15 protein-coding genes and 1 tRNA gene are annotated in these 20,378 nt (G+C 49.4%); 4 read left to right on the forward strand and 12 right to left on the reverse strand.

From position 1 onward, the window contains the following. Positions 1-41 precede the first annotated feature (41 nt). Positions 42-1,283 (forward strand): galactokinase, encoded by a 1,242-nt coding sequence (locus tag HMPREF0860_RS09400; protein ID WP_021330415.1) that lies wholly within the window; start codon positions 42-44, stop codon positions 1,281-1,283. 126 nt (positions 1,284-1,409) lie between these two features. Here the strand turns inward: HMPREF0860_RS09400 and HMPREF0860_RS09405 are convergent, their stop codons facing one another. The 8 genes from HMPREF0860_RS09405 to HMPREF0860_RS09445 form a co-directional block, all read right to left on the reverse strand. Continuing rightward, positions 1,410-2,900: a lipoprotein 17-related variable surface protein gene (locus HMPREF0860_RS09405; RefSeq protein ID WP_021330405.1), complete on the reverse strand. Its 1,491-nt coding sequence runs from the start codon at positions 2,898-2,900 to the stop codon at positions 1,410-1,412. Between the two features lie 33 nt (positions 2,901-2,933). Beyond that, a complete protein-coding gene (locus HMPREF0860_RS09410) occupies positions 2,934-5,132 on the reverse strand; it encodes an IdeS/Mac family cysteine endopeptidase (protein WP_244870193.1) in 2,199 nt (732 codons plus the stop codon). Positions 5,133-5,325: 193 nt separating this feature from the next. Further along, positions 5,326-5,407, reverse strand: a tRNA-Leu gene (locus HMPREF0860_RS09420). Positions 5,408-5,510: 103 nt separating this feature from the next. Then, the gene (gene truB, locus HMPREF0860_RS13360) at positions 5,511-6,575 is read right to left on the reverse strand and encodes a tRNA pseudouridine(55) synthase TruB (RefSeq protein WP_021330418.1); all 1,065 of its coding nucleotides are present in this window, start codon (positions 6,573-6,575) and stop codon (positions 5,511-5,513) included. Between the two features lie 6 nt (positions 6,576-6,581). After that, on the reverse strand, positions 6,582-6,992 hold the full coding sequence (gene rbfA / locus HMPREF0860_RS09430) for a 30S ribosome-binding factor RbfA (protein WP_021330414.1): 411 nt from the start codon (positions 6,990-6,992) through the stop codon (positions 6,582-6,584). After that, positions 6,989-9,607 (reverse strand): translation initiation factor IF-2, encoded by a 2,619-nt coding sequence (infB, locus tag HMPREF0860_RS09435; RefSeq protein WP_021330416.1) that lies wholly within the window; start codon positions 9,605-9,607, stop codon positions 6,989-6,991. The genes rbfA and infB overlap by 4 nt, the downstream gene beginning before the upstream one ends. A gap of 8 nt (positions 9,608-9,615) precedes the next feature. Beyond that, positions 9,616-11,082, reverse strand: a complete 1,467-nt coding sequence (nusA, locus tag HMPREF0860_RS09440) for a transcription termination factor NusA (protein ID WP_021330408.1) — start codon at positions 11,080-11,082, stop codon at positions 9,616-9,618. Between the two features lie 62 nt (positions 11,083-11,144). Next, on the reverse strand, positions 11,145-11,603 hold the full coding sequence (locus HMPREF0860_RS09445; RefSeq protein WP_021330412.1) for an LSm family protein: 459 nt from the start codon (positions 11,601-11,603) through the stop codon (positions 11,145-11,147). Between the two features lie 140 nt (positions 11,604-11,743). Between HMPREF0860_RS09445 and HMPREF0860_RS09450 the strand changes: the two genes are divergently transcribed. From HMPREF0860_RS09450 to HMPREF0860_RS09460, 3 genes are all read left to right on the forward strand, one after another. Further along, entirely contained in the window at positions 11,744-13,510 is a 1,767-nt protein-coding gene (locus HMPREF0860_RS09450) for a phosphohexomutase domain-containing protein (RefSeq protein WP_231364363.1), read from the forward strand. 149 nt (positions 13,511-13,659) lie between these two features. Beyond that, positions 13,660-15,444, forward strand: coding sequence for a phospho-sugar mutase (locus HMPREF0860_RS09455; protein ID WP_021330420.1), 1,785 nt, complete (start codon positions 13,660-13,662; stop codon positions 15,442-15,444). Next, positions 15,428-16,009, forward strand: coding sequence for a 3'-5' exonuclease (locus HMPREF0860_RS09460; protein WP_021330413.1), 582 nt, complete (start codon positions 15,428-15,430; stop codon positions 16,007-16,009). Before HMPREF0860_RS09455 ends, HMPREF0860_RS09460 begins: the two co-directional genes overlap by 17 nt. A 95-nt stretch (positions 16,010-16,104) precedes the next feature. Here HMPREF0860_RS09460 and HMPREF0860_RS09465 read toward each other — a convergent pair whose 3' ends face one another. The 4 genes from HMPREF0860_RS09465 to miaB form a co-directional block, all read right to left on the reverse strand. Then, entirely contained in the window at positions 16,105-16,998 is an 894-nt protein-coding gene (locus HMPREF0860_RS09465; protein ID WP_021330403.1) for a M23 family metallopeptidase, read from the reverse strand. Between the two features lie 140 nt (positions 16,999-17,138). Further along, the gene (locus HMPREF0860_RS09470) at positions 17,139-18,275 is read right to left on the reverse strand and encodes an SPOR domain-containing protein (protein ID WP_021330419.1); all 1,137 of its coding nucleotides are present in this window, start codon (positions 18,273-18,275) and stop codon (positions 17,139-17,141) included. After that, positions 18,272-18,583: a LapA family protein gene (locus tag HMPREF0860_RS09475; RefSeq protein WP_021330410.1), complete on the reverse strand. Its 312-nt coding sequence runs from the start codon at positions 18,581-18,583 to the stop codon at positions 18,272-18,274. Before HMPREF0860_RS09475 ends, HMPREF0860_RS09470 begins: the two co-directional genes overlap by 4 nt. A gap of 140 nt (positions 18,584-18,723) precedes the next feature. Beyond that, positions 18,724-20,094 carry a tRNA (N6-isopentenyl adenosine(37)-C2)-methylthiotransferase MiaB gene (gene miaB, locus HMPREF0860_RS09480; RefSeq protein ID WP_038081105.1) on the reverse strand — a complete coding sequence of 457 codons (1,371 nt, stop codon included), beginning with the start codon at positions 20,092-20,094 and terminating at the stop codon, positions 18,724-18,726. Positions 20,095-20,378 lie beyond the last annotated feature (284 nt).

The following is a 20,378-nucleotide window of genomic DNA, read 5'->3' on the forward strand; positions in this document are numbered from 1 at the left end:
AAAGCTCGACATCCGTCCTTTTTCGTGTTAAAATCGCCGCTATGGATACTCGTTCAAATAAAATCGTACCGAAAAACCTTGTTGACGAATTTAATAAACTCTACGGCAACGGCAAAGACGCCGTGCGCGTTTTCGCGTCTCCCGCACGCATCAATATTATCGGAGAGCACATCGATTATAACGGCGGAAAAGTGTTTCCCGCGGCGATCGACCGCTACCTCTACGTAATTATCAGAAAGCGGGACGATACACGCATTACCTACCGCGACGTAAAATTTCCCGGTGTCTACAACTTCGATATATGCGAACCGCTTACATACAAAAAAGAAAACGGCTACGCAAATTACTTAAACGGCATCGTGACGATTTTAAAACGAAGAGGCTGCGTCTTTTCAAGCGGCTTCGACCTACTCATCGGAAGCGACATTCCCCCTGCCGGAGGCATTTCATCCTCGTCCGCACTCGAATGCGGTTTCGCGTACGCGCTTTCCGAAATTTTCGGCTTCGGCATTTCGCGTAAAGATATTGCGCTCGTCGGTCAACAAAGCGAACACGAATTCATGAACGTCAAGTGCGGCATCATGGATCAATTCATCATCGCGACGGCAAAAAAAGATACGGCGGAACTGCTTGACTGCGCGACGCTCGATTACGAATATGTGCCGCTTGCGCTCAACGGCTGCCGTTTCGTCGTTATGAACACACAAAAAAAGCGGCAGCTTGCCGATTCGAAGTACAACGAACGGAGAGCCGAGTGCGAACAGGCGCTCGCAATTTTACAAGCGGAAAAAATTCAGCTCACATCCGCCGGTAGATATACGAATACAAAAGATATTCCCGACCTGTGCGCTTTGACGCCGAAACAGTTCGACGAATGTAAAAATATTTTTGCCGACGAAACGATTTTCAGACGCGCCCGCCACTGCGTCACCGAAAACGAACGCGTTGCACAAGCGGCCGATGTGCTTAAAGCGGGAAATCTCATGGCACTCGGAACATTATTAAAAGCATCGCATGCGTCGCTCAAAAACGATTACGAAGTAACCGGCATCGAACTCGATACGCTCGCAGACGCCGCAAATGCCGAGCGCTCGTGCATCGGAGCCAGAATGACGGGAGCGGGTTTCGGAGGCTGTGCGATCGCGCTCGTAAAAAGCGACGGCACGGAAGAATTTATCGACAACGTACAGCGCGCATACGTAAAAGCGATCGGTTACGAAGCGGCCTTTTTTACATGCTCGACCGCGGATGGAGTACGAGAGATTGAAACGGCGCGGCGGTAAGGCGGACAAAATACCGGAGCGGCAAAATGCTATGTGTGCGATGATATGCGGCACAGCGCAATCCGGCAGTTCGCATTCAAACGAACGCGGGCTTAAACCGACGAGCAGCCGCGGCTCTTTGTTTTATCAATAGCCCGGATCGGCCGTTACCTTTAACACGGCACCGGAACCTTTGAGCTTCACTTGAACTTCCATAATCTTTGAACCGGTCTCTTTTTTAAGCTGTATGTTTTCAATAAAGATTATGTTTTCGTTTCTGGTTTTTGACGCGCCGAAAATCGCACAGCCTAAATGTGCTGAAGGATTAATATTTTCACTGTTTACACACAGGTGAAACGGAATATCCGTTGCAACAAAAGGATTGTTTACTGCAGCAGCCCCATTTTCATCTACACGCAGTAAATAATAGTCGGAAAAAGTTTTTTGTTCCCACTGCGTTTTTAACTCATCGGTCAACGGAATTTTCGGTATAAGATTAAAGAATAGGTGCGTTTTTTCCGCAAGTGCCGCATCTTCGGGAATCTTTGCAAATCCCGATTTTTCTATGTTTTTAATCGCCGTAATACCGCTTTGATCTGCAATCTCTTGATTGGTCGCAATACAAAGATTTATCTTAACCGTACCCGTATAATCATCAGCATCGATTCCGCCGTTTTTAGGCTGAACGGCACCGTACGAAATATCAAGTGCAATGTGTTCATCCGTATCTTGAGTACGATAAAGATCGGCATAAGCTTGAATTTTCATTTTAAATGTATCGGTAAAAAGATTTATCGGCGCTTGTCCTGTACTTTTTGCAGCGGCATAAAAGGATGAAGCAAATTCGGTTGAATCAACTTTTATAGCGCTATCGGCGGTTTTATTCAAAATATATTGGAATACATCCCTTGCTTTAAAATAGTTTTTTTTCAGCTGCGGCGTTAAACGAGTAAACGAAAGCGACGTATTCTCGACGAACTCTTCCGTTCCGCCTTCGGCAAGTTTTCGGAACACGACGCTCGGCCGTACCCATACTTGCGTACCTGCTTCTCGCGCCCTTGCCGCAAGGGTATAAGTATCGTGTTCACCTAATTCTATCGTTGTTACAAAATCACTCAGCAAAAACGACAATTTTTTTACAAGCTTTGCACCGCTCGGATCTTTATTTACTTCCGCAATATATTTTGTAAGCGAATAATTGTGTTCTATCGCGTCGTCCAAATTAAGCTCGCAGTCGGCAAGCGATTGTATCGTTTTGCCTGCAAGCGGGTGCGTAAAGCCTGCTACGGAAATCTTTTGAGAAAAGTTTTTACCTTCATTCGTGCCTTTTACTTTTACGGTAAACGTTCCCGCTTCGTCGTCATAGGCTACAAAGTTTCTTTCGGTAAACGTAATTCCACTTCCCGCCGGCATGCCGTTTGCAATCTTTTTAGCCGCTGCCGAAGCGGTAATGTTTCCTCGTTGTAAACCGAACGCCGCAAGCACGTCCGCTTCGGTCAATTCATACGGATTTTGCGGAACGGCAGGATTTGTCCCCGGATTTTCCGCATCGGAAGATGAGCTTGCATGCCGGCAGCCGGTTGTCAACAGCACAAAAAGCAACACCGGTAAAAGTATAAACATATATGTCTTTTTCATAGATACTATTTCCTAAAAATATTTATTTTCGGTTTATTTATTTTTATCCAGCCATGCTTGCCACTGCGTTTCGCCTTTATCCAAGGTGATTATTTGACCGATATAATGATTATCGTTGTAACTATTATTACTATAATTAAAGAAATACGGATTAAAATAGTGCGGATCATTTGGGTCAATCACAGGCTCAGTTTCGGCATAGATATCTACTCCATTTTTATACCATATACCGTAAGGGACTATTTTATTGGACACATCGTTATTATCGCCAACATATATGGCGATAATATTATTATCCTCATCAAAGGCAGCGCCCCACAATGTTATGGCATGTTGGGTACCGTCCGCCCCATATCTATTCAGCCCAACCGCTTTTTGAGATTTATTTTGAGATTTAAATACAGCTTTAAGCATATCCTCGAACTCTTTTTTTGTATAAATGGCTGCTCTCTCGATAGGAGTATTCCCTTCATTAAAGACATCCGGAAATAATGCCGGAGAATAGCTTTTATTTTTTGCATTTTTAAAACCATTTAATCCGAAGAGATACCACTGTAGTCCGTTAGCAGGATCCCCTCCCTCATTGATGCATTTTTCGCGAAAGAGATTTGCTATGGAACTTTTTTGCTCCTCCTGATTATCTTCAAGTCCGCGTTTATAAAAAGGTTCATACGCTTTTGCAGCTTCGCCGGTTATATGTTTCTTTTCTATGTACTTTTTTACATTTTCTTTGTTCTGTTCAAACCACCAATGCAGCATATTAGCATCGGTTTTAGCCCAACATTGATTACTATCGGGATAACCTCCGTTCGGAGCATGCGTATGATCGACTTTCCGCGTATTAAAAAATGTGGTAGTCTGTGTTTCCGGCCAGTAAAAAACATAGTTGATATTATGGTATGTCCCGGTAGGTACCCCTTTCTTAAGTACCTCAATCTTTTCCTTTTCCGCGTCCGTGGGTGGCGTTATTCCGTGTACCCACTGTATCGCTACGTTCGGATTCTCATTCTTTTTTTGAGTAAGCTGCACTTCCAGATATTTTTTACTTGAAATTTTGATGTATTCATTCGTAATATTATCCTTAAATCTGATACGTGCAGTTCTATTCCATACGGTTTTGTTTGTCTGAACAGTTAAGCGTACCGTATCTGTACTTTCATCTGTGTGATCTTTACCGGCTACGCTCAGCCATTTTGCGCCTCCTTCTACGACTTCAGGCGTATAGTCAAGTTTTCCTTTGAGTGTTTCTATCGTGAAAGTTGCCTCTCCGCCATTACTTTCGCATTCTGCAGGGCTTGTTTTTATTTTAATCTCAGGTTTTGGCTTCATCTTAAAATGAACCGTTTCGCGAACAGAGGGATTATCATCGGATGTTATGGTTACTGTCGCTTCTCCAAGTCCGTCAGCTTTTACTTCACTGTTCCCCTCACCGCATAGCCATGCTATTGAGCTATTGGATGTGGTGAATGTCAGCTTTTTATTGGTAGCTTCCTCAGGCATTGCTTTTGCACCGAACTTATATACTTGACCGATAACCAACTCGATCGGCTGTGCAGGAAGCGGCGGATTGAATATAATAGAAGTAACAGGAATATGCGCTGCCGTAACGGTAACGGTGATGCCCTTTGTAATACCGTCCGCGGCTTGTATCGTAATGTGTGCAGAGCCGACTCCGTTTGCCGTAATCAGTCCTCCGGCAGTTACGGATGCAATTGCTGCTTTATCCGAAGTATAGGTAAGCTTTTTATCCGTTGCATTTTCCGGCACGGCATGAGCGTTGATTTGCCGTGTAGTACCTTTTACCAGCGAAATGCCGCTTTCATCGGGAGAAAGAACAATACCTGTAACCGATATATGCGCTGCGGTAACGGTAACATTGATTGTCTTCGAAATACCGTTTGAAGCTTTAATCGTAATTTTTGCACTTCCAACCGCTTTTGCCGTAATCAGTCCTCCGGCAGTTACGGATGCAACCACTTCATTATCCGAAGTATAGGTAAGCTTTTTATCCGTTGCATTTTCCGGTTGAACTTGGGCATTGATTTGTCGCGTATTGCCATTTACCATCGAAAGAGTGCTTTCATCGGGAGAAAGAGCAATTCCTGTAACGGTAACCGCCGTATCGGTCTTCGATAAATCGTTCGCACAAGATAAAAACAGCAAAGCAATGAGTGCCGCAAACAAAATCGTTTTATTCTTGTTTTTAAATAAATGTTTTATATTGTGTATCATATTGTATATTATACAATTTTTTTTATTTCTTTTCAAGCCGATAAATCAAATAAATTCAATAACTCCAATAAATCAAACAACCGTCAATATCGTGATATCGACGTAAAAAATATTGCGGGAAAAATATTTCTTACTCGCATACAGGCATTCGGGCATAAAAAAAGGATTACCGGAAACCCGATAATCCTTACGATGCGGAGAACCTGACTTGAACAGGCACGGCTCGCGCCACTAGCACCTCAAGCTAGCGTGTCTACCAATTCCACCATCCCCGCGCATTGAAGGAAGAGTATCACAAGAGCTTAAGCGTGTCAAGAGAGCGCATTGCATCACGTTAAATCTAACCGAAAAAAACGGCGTATTATATCACATGCAGCATCAATCGGGACTAACAAACGTATACGAATATGCACCCTTGTCGCCCTCAGCGATCATTCCCAAAAAATTATTATGGCTTCCGAAAACCGCAATAGGTGCGTTACTGTTCGCTGCGCATACACCGCACACCGAACTCGTATCGCTTGTTTCACATACGCTGCCCGCCTCTTTTTCAAACATCGAAGAAAAAAGCGGACGCCCGTGTTTGAAATCGTCTTCGTATTCTGGAAAGATGTGCGCCGTACCGAAGCCGCATTCGGCTGCAAGGAGAGCGGTCATCGTCTGCATCTTTTCGCGCACTTCGCTTTGTACGTCTTCTCCCGAATGCGAAGTATGTTCCGACGCGTCCGCCTTACATGAAGCGGATTGCGCTTTTTGCATATCGGAAATCGTTTGATACACCGACTGTATCGTAAACGGCGCAAGCGATGAAAAGCCCGCAGCGTCTTCGAGGCGAAAGCTTCCGACCGAAAGCCGCCTCAAGCCTGCGAGGTGGGCTGCGCTTTTACAACACGAGCCGATATCGCGGGCAAGGCTTCTGATATACGTCCCCTTAGAAACCGAAAAGCGGACGCGGACGGCTTTTACACGACCGTCTTCCAATAAAAACTCTTCCGCTTCGGAAGCATATACGGTAACGGGACGCGAGGGCATTTCGGCGCTGCGTCCGCTCCGCGCAATATCGCTTGCCCGCTCGCCGTTTATGTGCAGCGCGGAAAAAAGCGGCGGCGTCTGCAGTATGTCGCCCGTATAATGCTTGATTGCGGAAAGGACATCGTCTTTTTTCGGAAGAGGCGCGGTTTTAACAATTTTTCCGGTGTATTCGAGCGTATCGGTTTCGCTTCCGAATTTGATGACGGCATCGTAAGTTTTATTAAAAGAAGTGATGTATGACGCAAGGCGAGTGAGAGAGCCGGTACACACGACGAGGAGACCGGAGGCGAAGCTGTCGAGCGTTCCCGTATGTCCGACTTTTTTCGTACCGAGCGCGCGCTTAATCGAAAAGAGAGATGAAAAACTCGTTACGCCCGGACGCTTTGCAAAAAGAACGATGCCGCCCCGCATCCGAGCCTACTCCGTTTCAGGAAGATCCGAAGCCGCATCGGCATTTTTTGCGTCTCCGGCAGTACGCCCTTCCCTTTCAAGTTCGTTCAGCTTTTGCACCATTTCAAAACCTTCTTTCATCGCCGTATCGACGTAAAAGGTCAAATGCGGAAATTGGCGGATGCGGAGCTTTTTTGCAATCGCCGACTGGATAAAGCCCGCAGCGCTGTTTAAACCTTCGACGCCCGTCTTTACCTGCGCGTCGGGAAGAAAACTCGAAACGTAAACTTTTCCGTAGCACAGATCGTTCGACACGTCGACGCGGTTTACCGTCAAAAACGTCGACACGCGCGGATCTTTTACCTGCTCGGTGATGATGAGCTTTGAGATTTCATCCCGCAGCTGATCGCCGAGTCGCTGCATGCGGTACTGCTTCACTCTTTTTCGCCCTCGCCCGAATCGGCGGCAACGGCTTCTTCGGCAAGCGAATCGCCGAGCTTTCTCGCCACTTTGATGAGTTCGAACGCTTCGAGCGTATCGCCGACTTGGATATCCTGCCAATCTTCGATGCCGACGCCGCACTCGTAACCCGCAGCGACTTCTTTCGCATCGTCTTTAAAGCGCTTGAGCGATGAAATTTTTCCCGTGAATTTGACGATCCCGTCGCGGATGAGGTGAACGCTGCCGCTCCGCTTGATGATACCGTCGGTAACATAGCAGCCTGCGATGACACCGATGCGCGGTACTTTGAACGTATTGCGCACTTCAAGCGTACCGGTAACTTCTTCTTTCGTATCGGGCGTGAGCATACCTTCCATCGCCGCCTGCACTTCTTCGACGGCTTTGTAGATGATCGAATACTTTCTGATTTCGACACGCTCCTGATCGGCCAGCAATTTTGCTTTCGCCGTCGGACGCACATTGAATCCGATAATGATCGCATTGCGGTCGGCGCTCGCAAGCGTAACGTCGCTTTCGTTGATGGCTCCCGCCGACGAATGGATGACGACAAGACGGATATCCTTTGTCGAAAGTTTTTCGAGCGCGGTTTTGAGCGCTTCGGCCGAACCCTGCAAGTCCGCTTTGATAATGACACGGAATTCTTTGACGTTGCTCGCGTCGATCGTCTGATAAAGATTTTCGAGCGTAACTTTTTTGACCGCGCGCGCTTCTTCAAAGCGCTTCAATTCCTGCCGCTTTACCGAAACTTCGCGCGCGTCTTTTTCGCTTTCCGTCACTTGGAACGGATCGCCCGCATTCGGCATACTTTCAATGCCCAGCACTTCGACGGGCATGGACGGAGAGGCTTCTTGAATGCGTTTTCCGCGATCGTTGAACATAGCCCGCACGTGGCCGGAGTAAATACCTGCAACAAAAGGATCGCCTTGATGAAGCGTACCGCGCTGCACGACGACCGTCGCGACGATACCGCGTCCCTGATCGACCCTCGATTCGAGAATCTTTCCTTCGGCACGGCAGTTGTAGTCGGCTTTCAATTCGAGCATTTCCGCCTGCAGCAAAACCGCATCGAGAAGATCGTCTATACCTTCGCCTTTGAGCGCACTGATATTGACATACTGCGTATCGCCGCCCCAATCCTCAGGCGTAAGCCCGTGCTCGGAAAGCTGCGTGCGTACGCGGTCGGGATTCGCTTCCGGCTTATCGATCTTATTGACCGCGACGATGATCGGAACCTTTGCGTCTTTTGCGTGATTGATCGCTTCAAGCGTCTGCGGCATAACGCCGTCGTCTGCCGCAACGACGAGAACGACGATATCGGTTACCTGCGCACCGCGCGCACGCATCATCGTAAACGCTTCGTGACCGGGCGTATCGAGGAAAGTGATCGTACCCTTTTCCGTCGAAACGGAATACGCGCCGATCGACTGGGTAATGCCGCCGAACTCTCCATCGGCGACATGCGAATGGCGGATCGCATCGAGCGTTTTCGTTTTGCCGTGATCGACGTGTCCCATGACAGTGACGATGGGCGGACGCGGCTTTACCGTTTCCGCATTGTCTTTGTCGCTTTCGATGACGGTTTCGTCGTACAAACTGACAAGATGCACTTCGCAGCCGTATTCGGACGCGACAAGCGTTGCCGTATCGGAATCTATCGATTGGTTGATCGTAACCATCATGCCTTGCGACATGAGCTTTTGAATGATGTCGGACGCTTTTAAATTCATTTTGCGCGCGAGATCGGAAACGGAAATCGATTCCATGATATCGATCGATTTCGGTACTGCATTCGCAGGCGTTTCAGCTTTTTTCTTTTGCGCAAAAAATTTATCGTCTTCGAGCTGTTCGTCAGTTTTACGGTAAACCTGTTTTTTGCCTTTAAACGATTTTTTTGCAGGTCCCTTCGGAGGCGGAACTGCAGCGGGAGAACCGTAGCCGCCCGGACGCGCTCCTCCGGTGAATCCCGGACGACCGTTTTGAAAACCGGGACGAGCAGGACGTCCCTGAAAGCCCGTACGAGTACCCGAAAATCCGGGACGACCGCCTCTTCCCTGCGTATATCCGCCCTGTTGGTTTTCGCGTTCTCTGTTTTGATACCCGGCGCGCGCCTGTGCTCCGGTAAAGCCGGTACTGTCGCGATAGGGACGAGTGCCGTATCCCGTCCCTTGGGAACGAGGTGAAGATGCCCGGTAAGCCGAACGGTTTCTGTCGGAAAGATTACCCGCTTTAACGTTGGGACGAACGGCGTTGAAGTCGTATGCTTTTTTGACCGGCGCGGCTTTTACCGGTTTTGTGCCAATATCGCCCGTCGGCTGCCGGACATTCGTCTCGGAAACGGGCGGCGCCTTTTTTTCGACGGTATCCGATGCGGCCGGTTCGGACATCTTTTGTGGGGATGGAGCCTGTACATCCGTCTTTACGACGATGCGCGGCCTTTCCGCCTTTGCACCATCGACCGCTTTCGAAGCGCGCTTAACGATGACGACACGCTTTTGCTTTTTTTCCGCAGGAGATGCAGGGGCTTTATCGGCCGCCGGCTGCTTTTTGTGATGAATTACGAATTCGGGCTTTTTTTCTACTTCATCCGCCATAAATTTTTCTATTCCTCGTCCTCTTTAAATTCGAACTCGACACCGCACTTTGGACAATGTGTCATATCGAGTGTAATCACCGCGCCGCATTCCGGACAGTGGTATACTTCTTCATCGTCGGCATTTTTTTCCGCACCGCTTTCGGGCGCGTTTTCCGCTTCTACAAATTCGACGGTATTTTTAATAATCGCATCGACGCCGTCGATATCGCTTTCGGTCAACCCTTCGATGTGTTTTAAGCCGTCGTTGTCATAGGCTTCGACGAACTGTTCGATATCCTCTATGCCGGCCGTTTTAAGGATTTCCGCAACACGCATATCGATACCGGGCAGTTCGGCAACGGTTTTGATTTCGTCGTAAGCTTCGTTGCCCGTATCGTCACTGAAAAGATTTTGTGCCGTCTGCATCGTAACCGATTCGGACAGATCCATTTCGGCCGCCTGCTCTTGAGTTTTAACGTCGATGCTCCAGTCGCACAGTTTGTTTGCGAGGCGCACGTTTTGTCCCTGCTTTCCGATCGCAAGCGAAAACTGGCTTTCTTCGACGATCGCAAGCGCTTGACGTTTTTCCTGATCGAGGATAAACACGCGCTCGACTTGAGCGGGAGAAAGCGCGTTTTTAATAAACACTGCAGGATCGGGATCGAATTTCAAAACATCGATTTTTTCGCCGAGCAGCTCCCGTATGACGTTTTGGATACGCACGCCTTTTAAGCCGACGCAGGCGCCCACGGGATCGACGTCTTCGCGGTTTGACGAAACCGCGATCTTTGTACGGTGCCCCGCATCGCGTACGATTTTGACGATTTCGATCGTACCGTCGGCGATTTCGGGCACTTCCATTTCGATGATCGAACGCACGAGTTCGGGATCACTCCTCGAAAGGATAACCTGCAGCCCCGTCGATATGCGCCTGAGATTGACGATGAGCGCTTTGATGCGGTCGTCTTTTTCGTAGTGTTCCCTCGGCGATTGGAATTTAAGCGGGAGCACGCCTTCGAGCTTTCCCGCATTTCCGAGATCGACGTAGATGTCGCCGTTTCGTTGGTATTGATAATAGCACACGACGATTTCGCCGATTTTATTTTTATATTCGTTATACAATGTGTCGCGGTAGCTTTCGTTCAGCTCCTGATGAGCGGTTTGTTTTCCCGTCGTAACGGCGGAACGGTCGAAGGTTTTCGGATCTTCGAGAATATCGATTTCGTCGCCGAGTTCCACTTCGTCGCTGAGTTTTTTTGCATCTTCGAGTTCGATTTCCGTCACCGGATCGTATACGCCGTCGACGACCGTTTTTCGAGAATAGATGGCCACATCCGACATATCGTCGTTGAATTTGACGATCGCGTTGTCGGCTGTTCCGTAAGTACGTTTATATGCGGCTTTGAGCGCGTTTTCGATGATCGTTTTTACCGAATCTTCGGAATATCCTTTTTCCTGTATCAACTGACGGATCGCCTCTGCCATTTCCGACATGGAAAACCTCCTAATGCTGTCCCCACAAAATTAATAATTAATAAAAATTTAATGTAAACCGACTACTGCACAAATTTCGCTTTCGCTATCTCTCCGTAAGGCACCGTAATCGTTTCTCCTTTTTCCGTTTCCATTGCAAGAGCCTTTTCGTCGGCACTTACGATTTTTCCGCTGATCCAATCGTTCTCTTTTTTGCTCCACACGCGCACGAGTCTCCCCGCAAACAGAGAAAATTCCGCAGCATTTTTTATATTGCGGTCGATGCCGGGCGAAGTCAGTTCCATCGATGTATTGTCGGTGCCGAGCAGGGCTTCAAGTCGGGGAAGCAGCGCATGGTGAACGCGCGAACAATCGTTTACGCTTATGTTTGTATCCGGCTCTTTCGGTGCGATGACCGCAAGGATTTTCGTAATCGTTTTTGCCGGAACGATTTTTAATTCGATAAGATGATAGCCCAGCCCTTCCACGAGCGGGGCGCATTCCGAATAATGCGGAATGTCGTCAAATGCAATATACTCCATCGTCACCTTGCATCAAAAAAAAAGACCCGTGTGTCACGAGTCCATCTTAAAGGATAATTAAAATGTACGGGAATATAGTATGATTTTTTTTACGTTATGTCAAGATGCAATATATTTCATTTTGTGATAGAATGATATTTATGGAACACAACATGATTCTTTCCGCGTCGGGCTGGCGCAAAGTTTTTGCAAAATCGGGCGATGAACAGGACACGACGAGCGAAATCGGCTCTGAAAATACCGCGCTCGCCGTTATCGCCGCCGACGTTTTTTTCGATTATATCAGCGCCGCGACGGGACAAAAAAATCCCGTCATCGTATGCGGTACGGATACCCGCCCGACGGGAGGAGCCGTTGCATCGGCGATCGTGCGAACGCTTCTCGCGCGAAAAGCCATCGTGCGCTATCCCGGCGTCGTCGCCGCACCGGAAATCATGGCGTACGCTCGAAAATTCGACGGCTCTATCTATATCTCCGCGAGCCACAATCCGATCGGTCACAACGGACTCAAAGTCGGCTTGAGCGACGGAGGTGTCGTAAACGCCGAAGAAAATGCGAAAATGGTCAAAGCTTTCGTCGAAAAATGCGCCGATCCCGAAGCGATGCAAAAAGCGGCGGCTCTCCTCAATTCGTGCAGTATGCGCGATGCGGAATGGGTATACGCGGAATCGCCGGGCTGTAAAAAAGATTCGCTTGCCGCATATAAAGCCTTTATCAAAGAAGTCGTCAGCGCTCTTCCCCAAAGTGCCGAACAGGACGCTCTTTTTTCAACCATCAAAAGCGCTGCCGAAAAAGCGCATATCGGCATCGTGTGCGATATGAACGGTTCGGCGCGTACGCTTTCGATCGACAAAGATTTTTTCGCCGAAAACGGTATCGGTTTTTATGCGATAAACGACAAAGCAGGCGCCATCGCGCACGAAATCATCCCCGAACCGGAAAACCTCGTGTGGTGCGCACAAGAGATGGAAAGGCTGCAAGCCGAAGGCAAAAGAGAAGCCGTCTTGGGCTATATGCCCGACTGCGACGGAGATCGGGGCAATATCGTCTATTGGAATGAAAAACAAAAAAAAGCGCTGCCTCTGAAAGCGCAGGAAGTGTTTGCGCTTTCAGTCCTTGCCGAACTCGCATACGCCGACAAGCTCTACGCTGCAAAGGACGGCTATAAGCCCGCCGTTGCGGTCAACTGCTGTACGTCCATGCGCGTCGACGACATCGCAAAGGCATTCGGCGCAAAAGTTTTTCACGGAGAAGTCGGAGAAGCGAACGTCGTCAATACCGCACGAAGCGCGCGTGAAAAGGGCTTTACGGTGCGCATCTGCGGCGAAGGCGGAAACGGAGGGAACATCACGTACCCGTCCGCCGTCCGCGATCCGCTTTCTACGCTGTTCGCAATTATTAAATTATTGACAATGGACGGTTTGTATAAAGCGTGGTGCGAAAAATCGCATCACACATACAAAGAACGCTTTACGCTCACCGACGTTCTCGAAACGCTTCCCGTCTACACGACAACCGGCGTTTCCGAACCCGGCGCCGTGCTCCGCCTCAAAACCTCAGACAACGCGGTACTTAAAGGAAGATTTCAGCGTATTTTCGAGCGCGAATGGAAGTCGAAAAAAGCGGAACTCGAAAAAAAATACGGCATCGTCTCATACGAAGCGGTTTTGACGAACGGAACGAAAGAAACTCGGAACGCTTCCGATTTTTCAAAGAGCGGTAAAGGCGGGCTCCGCATCATCTTTTTCGATAAAGATAAAAATCCGAAATCGTTTATGTGGATGCGAGGTTCGGGTACGGAACCGGTTTTCCGCATACTCTGTGACGTAAAAGGAGACGCGCACGACGAAGAGCGGATGCTCATCGAATGGGAAACGAAAATGCTTAAAGAGGCCGACAAGGCGTAAATGCGGGGAAAACACGGTATCGGTATTTTAAATCGGCGGGCGTATGGTGATTTTGCTCCGCGCGAAAAACTTACGCGAAATTGAAGCGCTGCGTAAAACCTGCTATACTTGAACGCGCCGTACAATAATAAAATGAAAAGGGGTGTGATATGGAAAAATCGGAAATCTTAAAACGCGCGAATGCGTACATCGCCGAAGAAAAAGACGAAAACTTTCGGAGCGAAGTCGAGTCGCTCATCGCAAAAGACGATATCAAAGAACTCGAAGACAGATTTTATCAATCGCTCGAATTCGGCACGGGCGGACTTCGCGGCATAATGGGAGGCGGAACGAACCGCATGAACCCGCTCGTCATAAATCGCGCAACGCAGGGGCTCGCTTCTTACGTGATCAAAGCTTTTCCCGAAAAGGCAAAAGCGGGCACGCTTTCGGCCGTGCTCGCCTACGACAGCCGAAAAAACTCCGACGTATTCGCAGAAGCAGCAGCGTGCATTTTCGCGGCGAACGGCATCAAAGCCTATCTCTTTTCGTCGCTGAGGCCCACGCCCGAACTTTCGTTCGCCGTCCGCACGCTCGGTGCCGACACCGGCGTTATCGTAACGGCTTCCCACAACCCGCGCATCTATAACGGCTACAAAGTGTATTGGAACGACGGCGCGCAAGTGATTCCGCCGCACGATAAGGGTATCATCGGCGAAGTGAACGCCGTCAAAGAAATCAAAACGATGTCGAAAGACAAAGCGATAAAAGCCGGCAAAATCGTCCTCATCGACAAAGACATGGACGAAAAATTCTGGGACATGTGCAAAGCACAGCTTTTCCGGCCGGATCTCATCAAAGCGCACGCGAAAGACGTCAAAATCGTCTACACTCCGCTTCACGGCACGGGCGGCATGCACGTCGAAAAAGTGCTCGGCGATTTGGGGCTCAATGTGATCACCGTTCCCGAACAGCGCGACCCCGACGGAAACTTTCCGACGGTCGAAAAACCGAATCCCGAAGAAGCGCCTGCGATGAAACTCGCGATAGCGCTCGGCGAAAAAGAAAAAGCCGACTGCATTATGGCGACGGATCCCGATGCCGATCGCTTCGGCTCGGCTTTCCCCGACAAAGACGGAAAATTCGTTTTGATAACGGGCAATCAAATGGGCGCGCTTTTTCTCGAATATATTTTGCTTTCACGGAAAGAGTTCGGCAAAATGCCCGAAAAACCCGCTGCCGTCAGAACGATCGTCACCTCTCCGTTTATCGACTACATCTGCAAAAAATACGGCGTCAAAGTTTTCGAATGTTTAACCGGTTTCAAATGGATTGCAGCCGTCGAAGCCGAGATGGAAAAAGACAAGTCCGCGAGCTACGTGTTCGGTTTCGAAGAGAGCTACGGCTATAAAATCGAAAAAGAAGTGTTCGACAAAGACGGCATTTCCGCTTCCGCGATGTGCGCGGAGATGACGCTCTATTGGAGAAGCAAAGGCAAAAGCCTTCTCGAGCACCTCGACGACATGTATAAAGAATACGGCTACTTCGAAGACAAGACGATCGAACAGTATTTCCCGGGTCCTACGGGCGGAGAAGCGATGCGCGGCATCATGACGAAGCTCAGAAACGAAGGATTGAAGACACTCGGCGGAAAACGCGTTAAAGAAATTCGCGACATCGAACGGAGCGTTTCGTTCGATCCGGCAAATCCGGCGACGACAAAACCGCTCGATCTTCCGAAAAGCAATGTGCTGCAGTTTTTCCTCGACGACGGAACGATCGTAAGCGCGCGGCCGTCGGGTACGGAGCCGAAAATCAAATTCTACATAAACTGCACGGTTCCCGTCGCCGGCAACAACGATGCGGGTCTTGCACAAGCGAAAAAAGAAGCCGCTCACCTCCGCGATGCGATCGCTTCGGAAATAAAATCCACACTCGATGCGGCTGCCGAATAAGCTTTTCCGCGATTACAAAAAACTGCTCCGCCTCGTAAACGGCGGGGCGGTTTTTGCGGCGATCGATACCGAAACGACGGGTCTTACTCCCGACACTTGCCGCATCATCGAAATCGGCGCCGTGCTCTTCGATAAAACTGGCGTACTCGACACGTTCGCCTCTCTCGTAAATCCGGGAATCGCTCTGCCCTCTTTTACGAAAGAGCTTACACACATTACCGACGATATGCTTTCCTTCTCTCCGCCTGCATCTTCGGTGCTTCCGGCTTTTATCGAATTTATCGGAAGCGCTATCCTCGTCGCACACAACGCGCCTTTCGATTTGCTTTTTATCAATAAAGAATTGGAACGGAGCGGTATGCCTTCCATGTCGAACAAAGCGATCGATACGCTGAATTTGAGCCGATGGGCGTACCCTTCGGCAAAACATCATTCGCTGCAATACCTCGCAGCCGCTATGGGAATCGATGCGAAAAACGCACACCGCGCATCGGACGACGCGAAAACCTGCCGCAAAATATTTTTACGCTGCTTAAAAGACACAGAATCGGTGCAAAAAAAATAAATCGGATTTAAAAATTGTATACAACGATCATTCACCGCGATTTTCGATGCGCATCGGCCAAAGCCTGCGGCAATCGATACAGTCGGCGGAAACTTTCAACCGCGCGGCGCTTTTGCAGGGTCGATCGGCATACCGTTTTGGAAAACCATAAAGGTCAAACTCGGGCTTCCCGCCGCATTTTTTCCGGCAGTACCGACCGTATCTCCGCACACGACGTAATCGCCTTTTTTTACGTGTACCGAACCGAGCCACGAATACGCGTAGATCAATCCCGTTTTCGATTCGACGAACACGATATTTCCGTAGCCGCGGTACATTCCGGTGTACATGACGGTTCCCGCGCGGATCGATTTTACCGGTTCGTCTTTTTCAGCCGAAAGTTCGACGCCCGATACTTTACCCTTTGTATAGATGACGGTCGGCTGCTTTACCGGCCATAAAAGCGAAGAGTCTCCCGTTCTGGCAGGACTCTGAGATGAAGATGTACCCTTACCCGATGAAGGATTGTTCGGAATATTTTTTGCGACAGCTGCGGATTTTGCGGGCACTTTTATGTGCTGCCCTACTTTGATCACGGCATCGTTTGCCATATTGTTTATCGAAAGCAGATCGTATAATTTTATATCGTATCTCCGCGCGATCGAATAAAGCGTATCGCCTTTTTGAACGGTATAGGTTTCCGCATTTTTTGCAATTTCGGAAACGGGGACGCCCGGTTTCGTTTCCGGTACGGCACTCAATGCCGCCGCATTCGTTATATCGGCCGACGGAATTGTCAATTTTTGCCCCGCTTGAAGCACATCGCTTTCCGAAAGATTGTTCGCAGTTCGAAGCTCTGCAACCGTAAGCTCGTAGCGGCGGCTTATCGAATAAAGCGTGTCGCCTTTTTTGACGATATATGTGCTGTCCGCAAAAACGGACGCGGAAACTGCGATGATGAGGGCGATACAGACTGCAAATGAGGACGATTTTTTTCCGTTGACTTTCATACCGTTATAATATCGGCAAAAAAAGCGAATTTAATGAGAAAGAAGGATGTTTGACAAAGAGCATTCGGGAAGCGAGAGCCGCTTACATTACGGCTGCCGCATTTCGTCGAACCGTATTGAAAACATCAGATACGTATCAATCACAGCGGATAAAATTCAAATCCCGCTGTTCTCAGCTTATCGCCGATACTGCCGTCCGTTTCGTCGACCGCTACGATATAATACGTCGTTCCGCTCGCTCTCGTTTCCGTCGTCACGGCGGCGGTAAAGCCTTTATCTTTCAGAGCGGCGACGAGCCTGTCGGCGTTGGCTTTTTCGCGGAACAAGCCGAGCTGCAATCTGCGAAGCGAACTGCCGCCACCCTGTGCGGCTGCCGCGCTTTGCCCTTGTTCGTCGCCCGTTCGCGTTTTCGGCGCTCCGGATGATTCGGATCCGGCGGCAACGTTTTGTACGGACTGCGATTGACCGCTATTTTCTTTTGATTCCGTTTTTTGAGGTACAGCCGCTCCCGCGTCTTTTTCGGTACTTGCAATTTTTTCCGCCCCGCCGGAATCGATTTCGGGGAGAGCCGCTTCTTTTCTCGGCAAAAAATACCAAAACGGCGCCGGAAGGAGCTGCACGCCGCCTTTTACGATTCCCGTTTCAAGCGATGCGGGGAATTCTTTTTTCAACGCCGCAGCATAGGATGCGTCCCCCGTAAGGTACCACAGCGTCAAAAGGACTGCAGGTTTTACGCTCGCCATCGACTTGAACGACACATACGCTTTCAGCATGACGACGCTCTCATCCAAATCGGCGCTCACGTTTGCACGGCAAAGGTCTGCCCAAAGCGCATAGAGTTTTATCCGCGCCTGAATCGCTTCGTCGGCCGAATTGCGCACCGCCGAATTGAGATAGCACTCCGCCGTCGTATAATCGCCTGAACTGAGCGCACAGCGTACCGCATCGAGGACGAGCTGCTCCGACGATTTTTTCGGCATGCGATCGGCATCGCCTGCACGTATAGCGGCGGCGGCGGCATAAGAAGCGCGCGCATCGTCGAAACGCGCAAGCTGTTCCTGAAGAGAACCAAAAAACGCATAGAGCGCGCGCTTTTCTTTCGGGTCGGAAACTTTCGGTAAGTTTTCCGCGATATACGCAATCGACGCGTCGACGTTCGGCTTTGCCGCCGCGGCATCGGCAACGGCGCGGGCCGTAAGCGATTGCGCTTCATCCGCCGCAAGCGGTGTAAAAAAAATTAATAATAAAACGGCAAACGAACGGCGGACACGCTTCATTTTTTTTCCGTCATCCGATTTTCGGCAGGAGCTTTTTTGTCAATGCTTTCCGCGTTTTTCAGCGCGTCCTTTGCCGCTTTCGCTTTTATCTTATCGATTTTTTTTGCCGCGATGCTTTTGCCCTTGCCGAAGGAAAACGGCAGCGCGACAACGATACCCGCAACAAAGGATACGATGATCGTGATAAACACGGGTACGTTGTGAAACGTGTGAAAGATCACGTTGACGTCACAGACATTTCGGATATTAAATCCCGTAAATACCGCGATCAATACCGCAATCACTATAAAAATTATAAGACCGATCATAATCACCTCGCAATCGAGTTAAAAAAACCTTAGTAGAGATTGTACTTTAAAAAAGCCGCTTGTGCAATTCGCCGCATTGCCGCGTACGAATCGCTTCTCTACAACCGGAGTCCTGGATCTCTAAAAATCCGACCGAGTTTTCAGAGGTGCCCTTTAAACGTCTGACCCGAAAGCTCGGTCAAATGAAGCTCGACGAATTTTCCGATAAGCGATTTTTCAGCTTTAAATGCGACCCTCTCGTCCTTCTCCGTCTTTGCAAGGAGCTCCGCTTCGTCGTCGCGGCTCACCGATTCGACGAGCGCTTTTACCGTCGAGCCTACCCGCTTTTGCATTTCTTCCGCCGTAATTTTAAGCTGCATATCGATGATCTTTTGCAGCCGCGCTTTTTTTACTTCGAGCGGAATCTGATCTCGCATCTTTGCCGCAGGCGTTCCTTCTCTCGGATTATAATAGTACATAAACGCATTTTCGTAGCGCACCGTCTTCATAAGATTGAGCGTTTCTTCGAAATCTTCGTCCGTCTCTCCCGGAAAGCCGAGCATAACGTCCGTCGTAAGCGATACGTCGGGAAGCGCGGCTCTTATGCGGTCGACGAGCGAAAGATAATACTCGCGCGTATAGCGCCTGTTCATCGCGTGCAATATCTTCGTCGAACCGTGCTGTACCGGCAGATGGATGTGGCGGCACAGCACATCGTTGTGCTTGATCGCATCGATAAGGGCATCGCTCAAATCTTTCGGATGACTTGAAACGAAGCGCACCCACTCTATCGGCGAATTGTTTTTTTTAAGATGATCGGAAATAATAATTAACAATTTTGCAAAGTCGGCATCGGCGTCGCAATACGAATTGACGTTTTGCCCGAGCAGCGTCACTTCTTTTACGCCGTACGATGAAAGCGCGTCGAGCTCCGAAAGCACTTCTTCAACGGGGCGCGACACTTCCCTCCCCCGCACATAGGGCACGATGCAATACGTACAAAAATTATTGCAGCCGTGCATGATGGGCACAAAGGTCGAAAAAGCTCCCGGCTCGGCGGAAATCGGCGCGAAGGTATACGACGGCGAATCGTCGAGAGGAGCCGCCCTCACCCCCTTTTCCGCAGCTTCGATGATATCGCCGAAATATTTTTTTGCAAAAGTTCCGACAACGTAATCGATACACGGATACTCTTCTTTGAGCGATGTAAGAAGGCGTTCGGCCATACAGCCGGTAACCACAAGCGTAAGCGGCTTTGCACCGTCGCGGACAAAAGCCTCAGCCTTTTCGAGCGTTTTCGATTTTGCACCGGGCATTTTTTGCCGCAGGGCTTTCAAACCCGCGTACCAGCCGAGCCTGCCGAATATGCGGTTTTCGGCCGTCGCGCGCACCGAACAGGTATTGATAACCGCAACGTCGGCGACTTGCGCGTCTTCGGCTTTTTGCCATCCGCGCGCGATAAACAGCCGTTCGATCGACGCCGATTCGGCGAGGTTCATTTGACATCCATAAGTTTCAAAAAAATATGTCATTTGCATTCCACTTGCATTTTTCAAAAATAGTACCGCGCACGGATGCGCGGATTTTGCCGAGCGAGAATTCGCACCCTCTCTTTCGCTTCGAAGAGAACGATCTTGCCTGCGGCCGCTGACGCGGGAATCGGCGTACGCACCTGCTTCGCCTCATCATTTGGCAACCATAAGTTTCAAAAAAGTATGTCATATCGCATTCCACTTTTATTTTTTTTGCCCTGCCTGCGGCCGCTGACGCGGGAATCGGCGTACGCACCTGCTTCGCCTCATCATTTGGCAACCGT

This window comes from Treponema socranskii subsp. socranskii VPI DR56BR1116 = ATCC 35536 (assembly GCF_000468115.1).
Classification (GTDB): domain Bacteria; phylum Spirochaetota; class Spirochaetia; order Treponematales; family Treponemataceae; genus Treponema_D; species Treponema_D socranskii.